Origin of the sequence: Rothia sp. P100 (assembly GCF_023712425.1) — a bacterium.
Classification (GTDB): Bacteria; Actinomycetota; Actinomycetes; order Actinomycetales; family Micrococcaceae; genus Rothia; species Rothia endophytica.
The window spans coordinates 548,458-566,465 of the sequence record NZ_JAMAYG010000001.1; the positions used below are offsets into that span (position 1 = coordinate 548,458).

The following is an 18,008-nucleotide window of genomic DNA, read 5'->3' on the forward strand; positions in this document are numbered from 1 at the left end:
TCTCTGTCTAGCCTGGGAGTCAGGGCAGTTATTGGGCCGGAAAGAAGGATGCTGTGAGCAGGATTGATGAATCGTTTTTAGTGGGCCTCCTGGGCAGCGGCATCAATGCCTCTCTCACTCCCCCAATGCACGAGATGGCTGCTGACCAATTAGGAATCCGTTACCTTTATCGCCCCCTGGACATTGATGCCCTGGGCCCTCATCAACGAGCCTTCACTGCCGATGACTGCGGCACTCTCTTGAGCTACGGGCTGGCCCTGGGGTACAACGCTTTCAACATTACTTACCCCTGCAAGCAGCTCATTATGCAACACCTCGATCAGGTGTCTGAACATGCTCTACAACTTGGCGCGGTCAATACGGTAGTGATTGAAGACGGCGCAACGGTAGGCTACAACACCGACTACTCAGGCTTCTCTTTCGCTGTAGATAGCGGGCTAGCACTAGGATCTGAGGACCTAGATACGGTGCTCCAGTTGGGTGCCGGTGGCGCTGGCTCTGCCACTGCTTACGCCCTGCTGAGTCGCGGAGTCAAAACGCTCTTCCTCTTCGATATTTCAGTTCAACAAGCCCAAGCGCGGGCCAGCACGCTACAAGACCTCTTCCCCTCCCAAAAAGTCGTGGCGTTAGAGCCAGAGCAGCTAGCTTCCGCGCTGGCGTCTTCCCGTGGTCTGGTGAATGCTACCCCCATCGGTATGCACCACCACCCCGGCGCTCCCATAGACCTCTCGCTCCTACGCGCTGACCTGTGGGTTGCCGACGTTATCTACCTGCCCCAGGACACTCCTCTGATCACCGCAGCCCGCGCACTCGGGGCGCGCACCCTACCCGGCGGCCTCATGGCGGTAGGCCAAGCCGTAGATGCCTTCACGCTCATTACCGGCCAACGCCCCGATGTTCCAGAACTCCACCGTTTCTTCCTACAAGAAACCGGCAATGAGCTCCCTCATAGTTTTTGAGGACAGCAAAGGGCGCTTTCCCACGAAGAGTGAGAAAGCGCCCTTTGGCTTAGCCTAACGGCTCAAGAACGGTTTACTTACCGAACTCGTAGTCATCCAGCGGAATCGCCTGGAACTCGGGGCTAATAGCACCCTCGTTGGTCTCGGCGTAGCTGAAATCGTTGTAGGGGGTCGCGGTCTGCGCAAACATCGCTTCGCGAGCCTCGTCGGTGGGTTGAACCTCGATATCGTTGTAACGAGCGAGGCCGGTACCGGCGGGGATCAGCTTACCAATGATGACGTTTTCCTTAAGGCCAACCAGCGGGTCAGACTTACCTTCCATAGCCGCCTGAGTCAGAACTCGGGTGGTTTCCTGGAAGGAAGCAGCTGACAGCCAGGACTCGGTTGCCAGTGACGCCTTGGTGATACCCATCATCTCGGGGCGGCCTGCAGCAGGACGCTTACCCTCAGCCAGAGCAGCGCGGTTAGCGCGCTGGAAGGCAATGTTCTCAACCAATTCACCGGGTAGCAGTGCGGTATCACCGGAATCAATCACGGTAATACGGCGCAGCATCTGGCGGACGATAACCTCAACGTGCTTATCGTGAATGCCTACACCCTGTGAACGGTAGACGCCCTGAACCTCATCCACCAGGTGCTTCTGAGCCTCACGGGGACCACGAATACGCAGCACCTCCTTGGGGTCAACAGCACCGGCAACGAGCTGCTCGCCGACCTCGATGTGATCGCCTTCAGTAACGTTGAGGCGGGCACGACGTAGGACGGGGTAGGCGATGGGCTCATCTCCGTTATCCGGAGTGATGACGACCTTCAGCGACTTCTCGGTGTCCTCAATCGACACGCGACCGGTGACCTCTGAAATCGGAGCTACGCCCTTGGGGGTACGTGCTTCGAAGAGTTCCTGAATACGGGGCAGACCCTGGGTAATATCGTCCGCTGATGCGACACCACCGGTGTGGAAGGTACGCATGGTTAGCTGGGTACCGGGTTCGCCGATGGACTGAGCAGCGATAATACCGACAGCCTCACCAATATCGACCAGGTTACCTGATGCCATAGAACGGCCGTAGCAGAGTGCACAGACACCAACAGCTGATTCACAGGTCAGGACCGAGCGGACCTTAACTTCCTGAATGCCAGCCTTGTAGAGATCATCAATGACGATATCTGACACGTCAGTGCCGGCAGTAACCAAGACGGTGTCGTCTTCAGCCTTCACATCAACAGCCAGAGCGCGGCCGTGGATTGAAGACTCAACATTCTCATGCAAAGAAACGGCGCCGGTGTGCTCGTCCACCTGGGTAAGAGGCAGAGTCAGACCGCGGCGGGTGCCACAGTCATCTTCACGCACTATGACATCCTGAGAAACGTCCACCAGACGGCGGGTTAGGTAACCCGAGTTAGCGGTACGCAACGCGGTATCGGCCAGACCCTTACGTGCACCGTGGGTTGCGATGAAGTACTCCAGAACCGATAGGCCTTCGCGGTAAGAAGACTTAATCGGGCGGGGCATGATTTCACCCTTGGGGTTAGACACCAGACCACGGATACCGGCAATCTGACGAACCTGCATCCAGTTACCACGTGCACCTGAGGTGACCATGCGGTTGATGGTGGTGTTCTTCTCAGCCAGGTTTTCCTTCATAGCCTCAGCAACCTCATCGGTTGCCTTGGTCCAGATGTCAATGAGCTCGGTACGACGCTCAACGTCGTCAATCAGACCCATCTCGAACTGGGATTCGATGTCAGCTGCCTGCTTCTCGTAGCCTTCCATAATGGCGGGCTTGGTAGGGGGCGCTGCGATGTCAGAAACAGCAACGGTCACCCCTGAGCGTGAGGCGTAGTAGAAGCCGGTGTTCTTCAGGTTATCCAGTGAACGGGCCACTACGTACATGGGGTACTTCTCAGCAAGATCGTTGATCAGTGCACCCAGTGACTTCTTATCTGCAATACCGGTGTACCAGGGGTAATCGGCGGGCAGAGCCTGGTTGAAGATAACCTGGCCGACGGTGGTTTCAACGAGAACGGGCTGACCTGCCTCGTAACCTTCAGGAGCCTCAAAGCCCTCGTAGGGTACGAAGTCATCAAGAATAATCTTGACCTTGGTGTAGAGCTCAATCTCGTGACGGTCCATCGCCATAATCGCTTCAGCGTAAGACGAGAACAGTCGACCTTCGTTCTTTTCACCTTCACGTGCGGTGGTGAGGTGGAAAAGACCGATGATCATATCCTGGTCAGGTACCGCAACGGGGCGGCCGTCTGAGGGCTTCAGGATGTTGTTAGAGGACAGCATCAGAATGCGAGCTTCAGCCTGCGCTTCGGGTGACAGCGGCAGGTGAACTGCCATCTGGTCGCCGTCGAAGTCAGCGTTGAATGCTGAACATACGAGCGGGTGCAGCTGGATAGCCTTACCTTCAACCAGCTGGGGTTCGAAGGCCTGGATACCCAGACGGTGCAGGGTAGGTGCGCGGTTCAAAAGCACGGGGTGCTCGGTGATGACCTCTTCGAGAACGTCCCACACCTGGGGGCGGAAACGCTCTACCATGCGCTTAGCGCTCTTGATGTTCTGAGCGTGGTTGAGATCAACCAGACGCTTCATCACAAAGGGCTTGAAGAGCTCAAGCGCCATCTGTTTGGGTAGACCACACTGGTGCATTTCCAGGGTGGGGCCACCAACAATAACGGATCGACCTGAGTAGTCAACGCGCTTACCCAGGAGGTTCTGGCGGAAACGACCCTGCTTACCCTTCAGCATGTCTGAAAGGGACTTAAGAGGACGGTTACCGGGGCCAGTGACAGGGCGACCGCGACGGCCGTTGTCAAACAGGGAGTCAACAGCTTCCTGCAGCATGCGCTTTTCGTTGTTCACGATGATCTCGGGGGCACCGAGTTCCAGCAGACGCTTCAGACGGTTGTTACGGTTGATCACACGACGGTAGAGGTCATTGAGGTCGGAAGTCGCAAAGCGGCCACCGTCCAGCTGCACCATGGGGCGCAGTTCTGGCGGAATCACAGGGACGTGATCCAGGACCATGCCCAGCGGTGAGTTATCAGTGGTCAGGAAGGCGTTAACAACCTTCAGACGCTTCAGGGCGCGGGTCTTACGCTGGCCCTTACCGGTCTGAATGGTGTCCTTCAGAGACTCAGCTTCGGCCTCCATATCGAAGGTCTCAAGACGCTTCTTAATCGCCTCAGCACCCATGGAGCCTTCAAAGTACATACCGTACTTATCGACCATGCCACGGTAGAGCGCCTCATCACCTTCAAGGTCAGCGACCTTGAGGTTCTTGAAGCGATCCCAGACGCGCTCTAGCTGCTCAATTTCGCGTTCTGCGTTCTTGCGAACGGACGCCATCTGACGCTCAGCACTATCACGGAGCTTACGCTTCTCGGCAGCCTTGCCGCCTTCAGCCTCAACGCGAGCGAGTTCCTCTTCGGTTTCGCGGGCAATGAGGTTGATGTCGGCATCCAGCTGATCCTGCAGAACCTTCTTCTCGCGGTCGTGCGCGGCCTGAAGATTGGGCAGGTCCTCGTGGCGAGCGTCCTCGTCCACAGCGGTAATCATGTAGGCGGCGAAGTAAATGATCTTCTCAAGATCCTTCGGAGCCAGATCCAGTAGGTAGCCCAGGCGTGAGGGCACGCCCTTGAAGTACCAGATGTGAGTTACGGGAGCAGCAAGCTCAATGTGGCCCATGCGCTCGCGGCGCACCTTGGCGCGGGTTACCTCAACACCACAGCGTTCACAGATAATGCCCTTGAAGCGTACACGCTTGTACTTACCGCAGTAGCATTCCCAGTCGCGGGTGGGGCCGAAGATACGCTCATCAAAGAGGCCTTCTTTCTCCGGCTTGAGGGTTCGGTAGTTGATGGTTTCGGGCTTCTTAACCTCGCCGTACGACCAGCTCAGAATATCTGCTGAGGTCGCAAGGCCAATTCGCATCAAACCAAGTGAAGATTCGTTGGACATGTGGTCCTTATCTCTTTCCTAGTGTTATGAAGTCTTAGTTCTGGGCAACGATGAGGGTAAACCTGCAAAGGTTTAGACCTCTTCTACGGAGTTGGGTTCCGCGTGAGACAGGTCAATACCCAGCTCACCTGCTGCCCGGAAGCCTTCATCTTCTACATCGCGCATTTCGATGGTCTTACCGTCAGTTGAGAGAACCTCAACGTTCAGGCAAAGTGACTGCATTTCCTTGATCAGAACCTTGAAGGACTCTGGGACGCCGGGTTCGGGGATATTCTCGCCCTTAACGATCGCCTCGTAGACCTTCACACGACCGTGAACGTCATCGGACTTCACGGTCAGGATTTCCTGCAGGGTGTAAGCAGCACCATAGGCTTCAAGCGCCCACACTTCCATCTCACCAAAGCGCTGACCGCCGAACTGAGCCTTACCGCCCAGGGGCTGCTGGGTAATCATGGAGTAGGGGCCGGTGGAGCGTGCGTGAATCTTGTCGTCCACCAGGTGGTGCAGCTTCAAGATGTACTGGTAACCCACGGAAACGGGCTCGGGGAAGGGCTCACCGGAACGGCCATCGAGCAAGCGTGCCTTACCGGAACGGTTGATCAGACGATCGCCGTCACGGTTGGGGTTAGCGTGATCGAGCAGTTCGAAGAGTTCATCTTCGCCCGCGCCGTCGAAGACCGGGGTTGCCACGGTGGTGGGGCCGGTTTCCTTGGGGAAGTTATGCAGCTTGTCGAGCCAGGCGGGGTTGCCGTCAATCTTCCAACCCTGCTTAGCGAGCCAGCCGGTGTGAACTTCGAGTACCTGACCGATGTTCATACGACCGGGGACGCCGAGGGGGTTAAGGATGATGTCAACGGGGGTACCGTCTTCCATGAAGGGCATATCTTCAACGGGAAGGATCTTGGTAATAACACCCTTGTTACCGTGGCGGCCTGCCAGCTTATCGCCAACAGTAATCTTGCGCTTCTGAGCAACGTAGACGCGTACCAGCTGGTTAACACCGCTAGGCAGATCATCTTCGTCGGTGTCGCGGTCAAAGATGCGCACGCCGATAACAGTACCTGACTCACCGTGGGGAACCTTCAGGGAGGTATCGCGGACTTCGCGTGACTTCTCGCCGAAGATAGCGCGCAGCAGGCGCTCTTCGGGAGTCAGCTCGGTCTCGCCCTTGGGGGTGACCTTGCCAACCAGGATGTCACCGGCTTCGACCTCAGCACCAATGTGGATAATGCCGCGCTCATCAAGAGCTGACAGTACTTCCTCAGAGACGTTGGGGATGTCGCGGGTAATCTCTTCAGCGCCCAGCTTGGTGTCGCGGGCATCGATTTCGTGCTCTTCAATGTGAATTGAGGTGAGCACGTCATCAGAGATCATGCGCTGGGACAGGATGATACCGTCCTCAAAGTTGAAACCTTCCCATGACATGTACGCCACGAGCAGGTTCTTACCGAGCGCCAGTTCACCCTTATCAGTTGAGGGGCCGTCAGCGATGAGGCCGCGGGTCTCAACACGGTCGCCTACCTTAACAACCACGCGGTGGTTGTAGCAGTTACCGGGGTTTGAACGCTGGAACTTCAGGATGGGGTAAGAGCTGGTAGTGCCGTCATCGTTACGAACAACAACCAGGTCAGCGGAAACCTCAGAGACAACACCGGGCTTCTTAGCCAGGACGGAGTCACCGGAGTCAATAGCTGCGTAGCGTTCCATACCGGTACCAACGACGGGAGCTTCAGACTCCAGCAGGGGCACAGCCTGACGCTGCATGTTGGCGCCCATGAGCGCACGGTTAGCGTCATCGTGTTCCAGGTAAGGAATCAGTGCGGTTGCCACAGAAACCATCTGACGCGGTGAAACGTCCATGTATTCGATGTGGGCTACATCGACCAGAACCGCTTCGCCTGAGCCGTCGCCGGCACGGCAGAGAACCTGCTCTTCAGCGAAGGTCATATCGGGGTTCAGGGGAGCATTTGCCTGAGCAATGGTATTGCCCTTCTCATCATCAGCGGTGAGGTACTTAACCTCATCGGTGACCTTACCCTGGCGCACAATGCGGTAGGGGGTCTCGATGAAACCGAAGGTGTTAATGCGACCGTAGGTAGCCAGCGAGCCAATCAGACCAATGTTGGGGCCTTCAGGGGTTTCGATGGGGCACATGCGGCCGTAGTGGGAGGGGTGGACGTCTCGGACTTCCATGCCCGCACGATCACGGGACAGACCGCCGGGGCCCAGAGCAGACAGACGACGCTTGTGAGTCAGACCAGCAAGCGGGTTGTTCTGGTCCATGAACTGCGAGAGCTGAGAAGTGCCGAAGAACTCCTTCATGGAGGCAACAACCGGGCGGATGTTGATCAGGGTCTGAGGGGTAATTGCCTCAACGTCCTGGGTAGTCATACGCTCACGCACAACGCGTTCCATACGGGACAGGCCGGTGCGGATTTGGTTCTCGATGAGTTCGCCTACCGCGCGGATACGGCGGTTACCGAAGTGGTCGATGTCATCCACGTCAACGCGCAGCTCAACTTCTTCACCGTCGCGAATACCCTTGATGGTGCTGCCACCAGCGTGCAAGGTGACCAGGTAGCGAATCATCGCAGCGATGTCGTCCTGAGACAGCACTGCTGCTGATGGATCGTTCACGGGGGTGTCGATACCCAGCTTGCGGTTGATCTTGTAACGACCGACCTTTGCCAAGTCGTAGCGGCGGGGGGTGAAGTACATGTTGTCCAGCAGTGACTGGGCAGCATCAACCGTGGGCGGTTCGCCCGGGCGCAGCTTGCGGTAGATATCAAGTAGGGCCTCTTCACGGGTGTGAACGGTGTCCTTCTCGAGGGTGGCGCGGATGGAGTCGAATTCGCCGAACTCGGCGAGAATCTTAGCTTCGCTCCAGCCCATAGCCTTTAGCAGGGTGGTGACGGACTGCTTGCGGCGGCGGTCTAGACGCACACCAACCTGGTCACGCTTATCAATTTCGAGCTCGAACCATGCACCACGTGAGGGGATGATACGGGCCGAGTAGATGTCCTTATCGGAGGTGCGGTCCTGAGTCTTTTCAAAGTAAGCACCGGGTGAACGCACCAGCTGGGAAACAACAACGCGCTCTGAGCCGTTAACGACAAAGGTGCCGGACTCGGTCATGAGCGGGAAATCGCCCATGAACACGGTCTGCTGTTTGATTTCGCCGGTGTTGTTGTTCATGAATTCGGCCTTGACGTACAGCGGAGCTGAGTAGGTCGCATCGCGATCCTTACACTCTTCCATGGTGTACTTGGGGTCAGCGAATTCAGGTTCTGAGAATGACAGGGACATGGTGCCCTGGAAATCCTCAATCGGTGAGATTTCTTCAAAGATTTCAGCCAGACCGGAAACGCGGGGGACGGAGGCGTCACCCGTTTCTTCGGCGACTGCTACCTTCTCTTGCCAGCGTTCGTTGCCTACAAGGCGGTCAAAGCTGTCCAGCTGCAGAGCGAGCAGGTTTGGGACCTGCAGGGGTTCCGCGATTTTTGCGAATGAGATTCGGCGCTGCGAATCTGCGCCGTTAGCGGCTTCGGTATGTGAGGTGCTCGAGGCGACCAAGATATTGGATCCTTCCACAGACATGTCTGTTCGTACCCGCTCCCCCACCAGGGTGCACGCCCTTCTTCCCTTAAATACAAAAAAGCCCTTCTCGGACACCTGTGCTGTGCCGGTGAGACTAGATTGCTGAAAGAGGTTAGAAACGTACGTTTTATCCTGTTACAACCAGCCCACCGCTATATGAAGGCACAGAAGATTAGGGAAGCGCAAATATTTACATTACAGCAATATGTGCACGTTTGTCTATATCTAATAAAGCCGCTTTTTGCAAACTTCGACCCAAGTCGTTGCTTCAGGAGCTGGGGTGCGTGCGTCCGCCTGCTTTCTCGTTGGCCCAAGTAGCAAAGCAGGAATACTAACATTCAACGACGTTGACCGCTAGTCCACCCATGGAGGTTTCCTTGTAGCGGTGGGACATGTCCTCCCCGGTTTGCCGCATCGTCTCAATGACCTGGTCCAAGGAGACGCGGTGGTGTCCGTCGCCGCGTAGCGCCATTTTGGCGGCGGTAACGGCGTTGGAGGCTGCCATAGCGTTGCGTTCGATGCAAGGAATCTGCACCAGACCGCCGACAGGGTCGCACGTGAGGCCGAGGTTATGTTCCATGGCAATCTCTGCAGCGTTTTCAATCTGTTCGTTGGTACCACCCATGACCTGGGCAAGACCGGCAGCGGCCATAGATGAGGCGGTGCCTACTTCGCCTTGGCAACCGACTTCAGCGCCTGAGATCGAAGCGCGTTTTTTGTAGAGGGCTCCGATGGAGGAAGCGGCGAGGAAGAAGTCCACAACGGCATCGTCGATGACGTGTTGACCGCGGTGGCGGATGGTGGGGAGGTAGTTGAGAGCGTAGTGCAACACGGCGGGGATAATGCCGGATGCGCCGTTGGTCGGTGCGGTGACGATGCGCCCGCCGAAAGCGTTTTCTTCGTTGACGGCTAGGGCTATGAGGTTGACCCAATCGATGGCGAATTCTGGTGACTTGCGGGGGTCTTCTGCTAAGAGGTCGCGGTGCCAGGCTCCGGCGCGGCAACGAACTTTGAGGGGCCCCGGCAGGTAACCCACGCGCTCTAAGGATGAGCCGATGCACTCTTTCATGACCTGACGGATGGCGAGGATGCCCTGGCGCACTTCGTCTTCGGTGCGTTCGGTTTTCTCGTTTTCCATCTTGAGGGCTGCAATGGAAAGCCCAGCAGTGTTTGCCATATCCAGCAGTTCAGCGCCAGATCCAAAGGGGTAGGGGGCACTGGTGAGGCCGTTTGCCCCGGCGGCGTCCTCGTGTTCTTCGATGATAAAGCCGCCGCCGATGGAGAAATAGGTGCGCTCTAGCAGGGTGCGCTCCCCCGCGTAGGCAGTGACCTTGATGCCGTTGGTGTGCCGGGGTAGCACGGTGAGTGGACGTAGGGTGATGTCAGCTTCACGGTAGCTGAAGTTGGGCCCGGTGGTCTGAGGAAGGTCGGTGGCGGGGGCGCCGTTAGCAAAAGCTTCAGAGGGGTAGCCTGCCAGGGGCAGGGTGCCGTCGACCGAGTTGCGGTCGAGGAACAGCTCGGAATCAGCGATGTTGATGGTTTCTGGCACGAAACCAGCTAGCCCTTTGATGGCAGCGCTCATGGTGCCGTGCCCGGCGCCGGTGGCGGCAAGGGAACCGTAAAGGTCGATGTGCATGCCGGTGACTTGGTTCAGGGAGCCGGTGTCGATGAGTTCGGCGATGAAGCGGTTGGTGGCTCGCATAGGGCCCACGGTATGGGAGCTGGAGGGGCCGATACCGACTGAGAAGAGGTCAAAGACGCTGATGTCATAGTTCAGTGCTTCAGCCTGGCTTTGGGCGTTGTCAGCCTCCTGGTGGGCGGTCGGTGAGAAGTCCGGTACGAAGTCGATGTCCACGGTGAAACCTTTGGTGTGATACGGGAAAGGGTAGCCAAAAGTGCGCCTATCGGTGGGCTGATAGGCGCGCTTTGGATGGGGGTCTAGGGCTTATTTTTCGCGCTGGTAGAAGGGGGTCGGCACGATATCGAAGGGGGCTGCCTTGCCACGAATGTCAACATTTACCGTGGTGCCCTGGTGCGCGTGCTCGGTGTTCATCAGAGCGAGCGCGATGGGGTAGCCCAGGGTGGGTGAGGGAATGCCAGAGGTAATTTCTCCGATGGAGTTGCCTGCTTCGTCGACAATCTTCGAACCAGCACGGGCGGGGCGCTTACCCTGGGCTTTGAGACCAATGAGGGTGCGGGCGGGGGCATTCTCTGCCTGTGCTGCTACTGCTTCTTTACCTACGAAGTCGGCGGTTTTCTTGCTGAGGGCGATTTCTACCAGTTTGCCCATGCCTGCTTCTGCGGGTGCGATGTCTAGGCCAAGTTCGTGGCCGTACAGGGGCATGCCGGCTTCAAGGCGCAGGGAGTCGCGGGCTGCCAGGCCGGCGGGAAGGGCGCCGTGGGCTTCACCGCGAGTGGCTGCCAGGTTCCAGAGGGCCTCGGCATCCTGGTTGGGTACGTAGATTTCGAAGCCGTCTTCGCCGGTGTAGCCGGTGCGGGCGACCAGGGTCTGAATGTTCCCGAAGAGTACGGGGGCTGCCGCGTAGTAGCCCATGGAGGTGATGGTTTCGGGAGAGTCCGGTGCCATGTCCAGCAGGATGGCTTCTGCTGCCGGGCCCTGTACTGCGACCAGTGAGGTATCAGCTGTTTCGTTGGTGAGAGTGACATCAAAATCGCCCAGACGTTCTTGGAAAGCCTCAAAGTCTACATCGACGTTGGCGGCATTGGGAACGACGAGGAATTCGTCGTCTGCCAGGCGGTAGGTGATGAGGTCATCGATGACCCCGCCATCTTCGTTGAGCAGCAAGGAGTACTTCGCCTTGCCAACTTTGAGGATGGACATGTTGGAGAGCAGGACGTAGTCCAGGTAAGCGCCGGCGTCGGCACCTTTGACGCGGAATTCACCCATGTGGGAGAGGTCGAAAAGACCGGCTGCGTTGCGTACGGTTTTGTGCTCTTCAACGTCGTTGGTGTATTTCAGGGGCATATCCCAGCCGCCGAAGTCGGTGAAGGAAGCACCAAGCTGTTCGTGGACGGTGTAGAGAGCTGTTTTTTTGGGAGTCATGATTGAACCTTTCGGGACTGAAGAATAATTGAGACGGTTCACCGGTGTGGGAGCTGACAGAGAGGGCGGCGGCAAGCTGGTCGGGTCTGGCGCCAATCGTCTCATGAGCGTTAGCGAACCGGGCGAGAGGGCCTGGCTTGCCGCCGCTCTCTCTCTTTCAGCGAAGTATTAGTACCTGTGAAAAGCCATATCCAAGTGTTGGATACCTAGTTAGCTTCGAGGTCGAAGGCTTCCATGGGCGGGCATTCGCAGACGAAGTTGCGGTCGCCGCCGGCACCGTCGATGCGGCCTACGCTGGTGAAGTACTTGTTCAGGCGTAGGGCGGGCACGGGGTAGGCCGCCTGAGAGCGGGGGTAGGGGCGGTCCCATTCGTCTGCGGTGACAACCTCGGCGGTGTGGGGCGCCTGGCGAAGAACTGATTCTTCAGCGGTAACAGTCCCATCGATGACTTCCTGGATTTCCGCGTGGATGTGTTCCATTGCTTCAATGAAGCGGTCTAGCTCTGCCAGGGATTCTGACTCGGTGGGCTCGACCATGAGGGTGCCGGGTACGGGGAAGGATAGGGTGGGGGCGTGGAAGCCGTAGTCCATGAGGCGCTTGCAGACGTCCTCTGCGGTGATGCCTGAGTCCGCGGTAAGCTGGCGCAGGTCAAGGATGCATTCGTGGGCTACCAGGCCGGTTTCACCTGCGTAGAGTACGGGGTAGAGGCCTCTTAGTTTCTTGGCGATGTAGTTGGCAGAGAGGATGGCGATTTCGGATGATTCGCGCAGACCTTCTGCACCGGTCATAGCGATGTACATCCAGGAGATGGGAAGTACACCGGCTGAGCCGAACATTGCCTGGGAGATGGGTAGGGGTGCTGCCAGGTTGCCCTCTGCATCGGCTTCGAAGCCGTTACCGGGCAGGTACTTCTCCAGATGGGCACCGACAGCTACGGGGCCGACGCCGGGGCCGCCGCCACCGTGGGGAATAGCGAAGGTCTTGTGCAGGTTCAGGTGGGATACGTCGCCACCGAACTTACCGGGCTGCGCCAGACCCATCTGGGCGTTGAGGTTAGCGCCGTCAACGTAGACCTGTCCACCGGCGTCGTGAACCAGCTGGCAAACCTCTACGACCTGCTCTTCGAAAACACCGTGAGTGGAGGGATAGGTGATCATGATGCCGGCGATGGTGTCGCCGTACTTTTCGATCTTTGCCTTAAGATCCTCAACGTCAATGGAACCGTCGGGGGCGGTAGCAACGCCGGCAACTCCCAGTCCTGCTAGTGCAGCGGAGGCAGCATTGGTGCCGTGAGCCGAGTTGGGAATCAATACGACGGTGCGTTGGGTGTCCCCATTGGACTCGTGGTAGGCGCGAATAGCGCGCAGACCGGCGTATTCGCCAGAGGCACCTGAGTTAGGCTGCAGGGAGATAGCATCGTAGCCGGTGATTTCAACCAGCCAGTTAGACAGCTCATCAATGAGTGCCTTCCAGCCCTGAGCCTGATCAGCGGGTACATTGGGGTGGATACCGGCGAGTTCGGGCCAGGAAATGGGTTCCATCTCAGCTGCGGCGTTGAGTTTCATGGTGCAGGAACCTAGCGGAATCATGGTGCGGTCCAGCGCTAGGTCCTTGTCAGAGAGTGCACGCAGGTAGCGCATCATGGAGGTCTCTGAACGGTAGAGGTGGAAGACCGGGTGACTCATGTAGTCATCGGTGCGCAACAGTTCGCTGGGCAGCTCGTAGCCTTCAGCCTCGTCCAGGGTTCCACCCAGGGCATTGACCAGGGCATCCAGAACCTCTTCGGAGTGGGATTCACCGATGGATAGGCAGATGCGGTCGGCGGAAAGCTTGCGGATGTTCACGCCAGCTTCTAGTGCTTTGGCGACCAGTTCGTCAGCGCGGCCGGGAGCCTCGAATGCAACGGTGTCAAAGAAGTTCTCGTGGACCAGGGTGAGACCAGTGGCGACCAGGGCAGTCGCCACGCGGGCTGCATTATCGTGCAGGCGGTTAGCGATAGCGCGCATACCTTCGGGGCCGTGGTAGACCGCGTAGGCGCCCGCTGCGATGGCTAGCAGTGCCTGGGCGGTACAGATGTTGGAGGTCGCCTTCTCACGGCGGATGTGCTGTTCGCGGGTCTGCAGCGCCAGACGGTAGGCGGGCTTACCTGCAGAGTCCTTAGAGACGCCGACCAGACGGCCAGGCAGGTTGCGTTCCATGCCCTTGGTGACCGCCATGTAAGCAGCGTGGGGGCCGCCGTACCAGAAAGGCAGGCCGAAACGCTGGGTGGAGCCCACAGCAATATCGGCACCCAGGGAACCGGGGCTGGTCAGCAGGGTGAGAGAAAGCAAATCAGCGGCAACAGTAACCAGTGCGCCGCGCTCCTTGGCTTCCTTAATCAGAGGTTCAATATCTCGCACTTCACCATCGTGACCGGGGGCTGCGAGGATGACGCCGTAGAGGTCGCCTTCGGGAAGCCCCTGGTTGAAGTCGGTGACTTCAAAAGGAATATCAAGAGCTTCAGCACGGCCTCGAACTACTGAGAGCGTCTGAGGCAGAGCGCGGGAGTCAATGGCGAAGAAACCGTTTTTGATTTTGCGGTTAGCCCGGTGCATGAGCACGGCAGCTTCAGCAGTGGCAGTAGCTTCATCGAGCAAGGAGGCATTGGCTACTGGCAGACCGGTCAGTTCCATGACGGTGTTCTGGAAGTTCAGCAGAGCCTCCAAGCGACCCTGAGAAATTTCTGGCTGGTAGGGGGTGTAGGAAGTATACCAACCGGGGTTCTCCAGAATGTTGCGGCGAATGACCGCAGGGGTGATGGTGTCATAGTAGCCGGCACCAATCATCTGGTGCTTCACCTGGTTCTGAGCGGCATAGCTAGCAATTTTCTTCTGAGCTTCCAACTCACTCAGGGGAGCTGGTAAATCTAGGTCGCCGTCTAAGCGAATGTTGGAGGGAATCACCTCGTCAATGAGGTTAGCCAATGAATCGTAGCCCAGGGTGCTGAGCATGGTTTCGGTCTCGCGCCCACGGGGGCCAAGGTGACGGTCGATGAATGACATGGGACACTCCAAAGCGTTCTCGGTAAGCCTGCCTACCCTGCTTGGGTAGGTGGGTGTCCTCCCCGCTCTGTTAAAACCTGAGAGTTTTAGTCTGCGCACCACCCATCACGCGCGGGTGTGCAAGCAGATTTTGCCCCTTCGGTTGGCGCCAAACTAGCGCCGTCTCCAGAGTTGCCATATCTAAGCGGTACATTTGCCTGAGAGTTTCCCGGGGAGGGTTTGCTCCTTCGGCGCCGGGGCGCAGTCCCTCAACCACGACTCTTCCGGTCTCTCCCGCATTAGCATAACGGCTCTATTTGTTTCCCTCCTTATTGTGCCACATGTTACAGGCCCGCACCATACGGGGCGCCTTCCAAGGATTTTGCTCCAGGCAGGCTTATCCCCTTTTGGCTAAGCCACCTCAAAACCGCAACAAAAAGGAAAACAGAAAAGACAACGGGGTGCCGCTCCCCTACTGTAAAAGGGAGGTGACACCCCGCCGTCCTTTTCAGAACGAGCCGGGAAGCATCAGATTAGGCGGCAAGTGCTGCCTTCTGGCGATCGTTTTCCATCCAGAGGGATACCAGTACAGAAACTACACAGGCTCCAACGAAGAACATAATGCCCCAGAAGTAGTCGCCGTAATCAGTAAAGACTGCGCCCATGATGAGCGGCGGGAAGTAACCACCCAGGCCACCAGCGGCCGAGACCAAACCGGAGATGGTACCGGTGTCCTGCGGGCGGCAGGCCTTACCCAACCAGCCGTACAGGGTACCGGTAGAGAAGCCTACGCAGAGTGCCAGCGCAATGAAAAGCACGGTGTTCACGGTGGTCGAAGCGGGAGCCTGAGCCACGAAGAAACCAAGGACAGCCATAGCGATGAAGACCAGGATGGTGGTGTTCTTGCCGCCAAACTTATCTGCTGCCACACCGCCGAAGGGGCGCGCAATCACAGCGCAGACAGCGAACATAGCCGCAAAGGTGCCACCAGCTACCGGGTCAAAATCGTAGATTTTCTGGGTGTAGGTGGAGAGGAAGTTAGAGAAAGCAACGAAAGCACCGAAGCCGACGGCGTAGATAAAGCAAAGCTGCCAGGTGATGAGCTTCTGAGAAACGTTGATAATCTTGGGCACTACAGGCTCAGGGGTGCGAGCTTTCATGACCGGTGAGTCGCGGATAAAAATCCAGACGATGACGGCGTAGGTCAGAGCGACACAAGCCATGATGAGGTGGGTTGGGAAGTAGCCAAAAGCGTTGAGCATGCGGGGGTTGAAGAATGCAGCACAAGCAGTACCCACCATACCCATACCGAAGATACCGGTTGCAAGGCCCTTGCGATGGGGCTCAAACCATGCGGCAGAGAAGGGAATACCCACAGCGAAGATTGAGCCGCCGATACCAAGAAAGAAAGCAGCAATTAGCAGCAGGTTAAAGTTACCCATCTGACCTACCAGACCGGTCACCAGCACCATGGAGCCTGTGAAGATCAGCATGATGGTGAACATGATGCGTCCGCCGTAGCGGTCAGTCAGGGCACCTACCGGGATACGGGCGATAGAGCCTACGATAACGGGCATAGCGATGAGTAGGGAACGCTGCCCTTCGGTCAGGCCGTAGGTTTCGGTGTAGTACTTAGCCAGGGGGCCAATCATGGTCCACCCCCAGAAACCAATCATAGAAGCACAGGCTGCCATGATGACGTACTTCAGCTGACCTTTGAGCTGCGGGTCGCGTTCTGCGACTGCGGGAGTGCTCATAGTGTATAGATCCTTAGGAACAAATGGTGTGTATGAAATTTTTTAGGAGTGGTGATGCTGACGCTCAACACGCTTGGCGTCTTTGTTCACCGAATCCGCGGTGCCTACCGGTGACCAGCCGCGCTGGTGGTTGCGCTTGCCGCGGGAACGGTAAACGATGTAGGGGCGGAAGATGTAGTGGAGCGGCGCTGTGAAGGCATGCACCAGGCGGGTAAAGGGCCAGAGGCAGAAGAGTAGTAGGGCAACAATCACGTGAATGTGGAAGGAGGTGGTCGCGTTAGCCATCGCCTCAACATTGGGGTTGAAGTAGAAGATGGAACGGAACCAGACCGACACGGTCTCACGGTAGTTATGCTCACCCTCGATCTCCAGAGCGTTGAAGAGGGTTGCTACTGAACCCAGCACAATGGCGCTCGCCAGTGCCACGTACATCAACTTATCGTTCCAGGTGGTAGCCCGGAAAACGGTAGCTGAGGTGCGGCGGCGGTAAATCATGGCGAAGAGGCCAACGAGGGTAGCTACCGCTGCGACAGAGCCAAGCCACAGTGCGTTCAGGTGGTAGAAGTACTCGGAGATACCCACAGCGTCGGTCCAGGATTTAGGAATCACTAGACCAACGATGTGCCCTACCAGGACGACCAGGATGCCGTAGTGGAACATGGGCGAGGCGATACGCAGCAACTTGGATTCGTACATCTGCGATGAACGGGTGGTCCAACCAAACTGGTCTGTCTTGTAGCGCCAGATGGTGCCACCAATGACGATTGCTAGGGTGATGTAGGGGAAGATACCCCAGAGGAAGTAATCAAGGGGTGTTAGGTTCACTGGTGGGCTCCGTTCTGTGATCGCTGTGCGGCGAAGGGGGCTGTTTTATCGGCGCCCACCCGGGCACCGGGTCTCTGCTCATGTGGCAGAAGAAGGGGTAGGAGGCGCGGGTCGCTAGCAGGAAGCTGAGCTAGCCCGACATCCTCTTTGGGAGGTCCAACGTTGACCATATTTTGAACCTCAGCCTGGGTTTCGGGTGAAACCCCGGGCAAGCTCTGGCATACTGCCTCAACTAGCCCATAGTAGGGCAGCTCATCATCGCGTAGCGCCAGACGCAGTAGCTCTAGGGATGGGCGGTAGGCTTGCAGGGCTGCTCGGCCAGCTCGGGCATCCACCAGTGCGGTGAATTCCAGCACCATGGGCAGGTAGTCGGGCAGCTCCCCCTGCAGATTGGTAACCATACCTGAGTCACGGTACATCTGCTTGAAACGGGTCAGGGCTTCACCGCGACGGCGGGTATCGCCCTCAGTCCAGTAGGACAGATGGAAAGAATGGCGGCGGGAAAGGTCGTACTCCTGCACGTAGTGCGCCTGCATCTCTTCTAGGGATGAGGTAGCGTACCAATCTTGTACAGCGCGGACGCCGGTCAGGAACTGCTCGTTGCCGGTCTCTGCTGCCAGTTCTAGGAGTTCTGGTAGCAGCGCCCGGGTTTCTTCGCTGGGGTAGCGGAGCAGAACGGAGGTGACCTGGTAGGTCACCGCGTCCAGCTCTTGGCCGCTCCCCCAGTCCATGTCAAAGGGGTCGCCCGAGGCGGGCAACTGAGGTAGGGCCTCAACTGCATTCCGCTTCAGGAGTTGAGAGAAAAATCCAGCCATGAAG

At 57.6% G+C, this 18,008-nt stretch carries 9 protein-coding genes and 2 riboswitches; of the genes, 1 reads left to right on the plus strand and 8 read right to left on the minus strand.

The genetic code is table 11. The features are described from left to right. The first annotated feature begins 53 nt into the window (after window positions 1-53). Window positions 54-959, plus strand: a complete 906-nt coding sequence (locus M3668_RS02565; RefSeq protein ID WP_251379245.1) for a shikimate dehydrogenase — start codon at window positions 54-56, stop codon at window positions 957-959. A 73-nt stretch (window positions 960-1,032) separates the two neighbouring features. Here M3668_RS02565 and M3668_RS02570 read toward each other — a convergent pair whose 3' ends face one another. The 8 genes from M3668_RS02570 to narJ all read right to left on the minus strand — a co-directional run bounded on the left by M3668_RS02570 (window position 1,033) and on the right by narJ (window position 18,004). Further along, on the minus strand, window positions 1,033-4,926 hold the full coding sequence (locus M3668_RS02570; protein ID WP_251379246.1) for a DNA-directed RNA polymerase subunit beta': 3,894 nt from the start codon (window positions 4,924-4,926) through the stop codon (window positions 1,033-1,035). Between the two features lie 72 nt (window positions 4,927-4,998). Beyond that, complete coding sequence (rpoB, locus tag M3668_RS02575) at window positions 4,999-8,499, minus strand: DNA-directed RNA polymerase subunit beta (protein WP_251379690.1); 3,501 nt, start codon at window positions 8,497-8,499, stop codon at window positions 4,999-5,001. Window positions 8,500-8,854: 355 nt separating this feature from the next. Further along, complete coding sequence (locus tag M3668_RS02580; RefSeq protein WP_285835700.1) at window positions 8,855-10,300, minus strand: L-serine ammonia-lyase; 1,446 nt, start codon at window positions 10,298-10,300, stop codon at window positions 8,855-8,857. Window positions 10,301-10,468: 168 nt separating this feature from the next. Next, the gene (gene gcvT / locus M3668_RS02585) at window positions 10,469-11,587 is read right to left on the minus strand and encodes a glycine cleavage system aminomethyltransferase GcvT (RefSeq protein ID WP_251379247.1); all 1,119 of its coding nucleotides are present in this window, start codon (window positions 11,585-11,587) and stop codon (window positions 10,469-10,471) included. Between the two features lie 206 nt (window positions 11,588-11,793). After that, on the minus strand, window positions 11,794-14,628 hold the full coding sequence (gene gcvP / locus M3668_RS02590; protein ID WP_251379248.1) for an aminomethyl-transferring glycine dehydrogenase: 2,835 nt from the start codon (window positions 14,626-14,628) through the stop codon (window positions 11,794-11,796). Between the two features lie 57 nt (window positions 14,629-14,685). Next, window positions 14,686-14,802, minus strand: a riboswitch (glycine riboswitch). 1 nt (window position 14,803) lies between these two features. Next, a riboswitch (glycine riboswitch) is annotated at window positions 14,804-14,915 on the minus strand. Window positions 14,916-15,140: 225 nt separating this feature from the next. Next, window positions 15,141-16,364: an MFS transporter gene (locus M3668_RS02595; protein ID WP_251379249.1), complete on the minus strand. Its 1,224-nt coding sequence runs from the start codon at window positions 16,362-16,364 to the stop codon at window positions 15,141-15,143. Window positions 16,365-16,406: 42 nt separating this feature from the next. Then, complete coding sequence (gene narI, locus M3668_RS02600; protein ID WP_251379250.1) at window positions 16,407-17,189, minus strand: respiratory nitrate reductase subunit gamma; 783 nt, start codon at window positions 17,187-17,189, stop codon at window positions 16,407-16,409. After that, on the minus strand, window positions 17,186-18,004 hold the full coding sequence (narJ, locus tag M3668_RS02605; RefSeq protein WP_251379251.1) for a nitrate reductase molybdenum cofactor assembly chaperone: 819 nt from the start codon (window positions 18,002-18,004) through the stop codon (window positions 17,186-17,188). The genes narI and narJ overlap by 4 nt, the downstream gene beginning before the upstream one ends. Between the last annotated feature and the right edge of the window lie 4 nt (window positions 18,005-18,008).

Coding starts and splice junctions, on each gene's coding strand:
- M3668_RS02595 (WP_251379249.1), bottom strand. CDS start 16,364: ATGAGCACTCCCGCAGTCGCAGAACGCGACCCGCAGCTCAAAGGTCAG.
- gcvP (WP_251379248.1), bottom strand. CDS start 14,628: ATGTCATTCATCGACCGTCACCTTGGCCCCCGTGGGCGCGAGACCGAA.
- narJ (WP_251379251.1), bottom strand. CDS start 18,004: ATGGCTGGATTTTTCTCTCAACTCCTGAAGCGGAATGCAGTTGAGGCC.
- M3668_RS02570 (WP_251379246.1), bottom strand. CDS start 4,926: ATGTCCAACGAATCTTCACTTGGTTTGATGCGAATTGGCCTTGCGACC.
- gcvT (WP_251379247.1), bottom strand. CDS start 11,587: ATGACTCCCAAAAAAACAGCTCTCTACACCGTCCACGAACAGCTTGGT.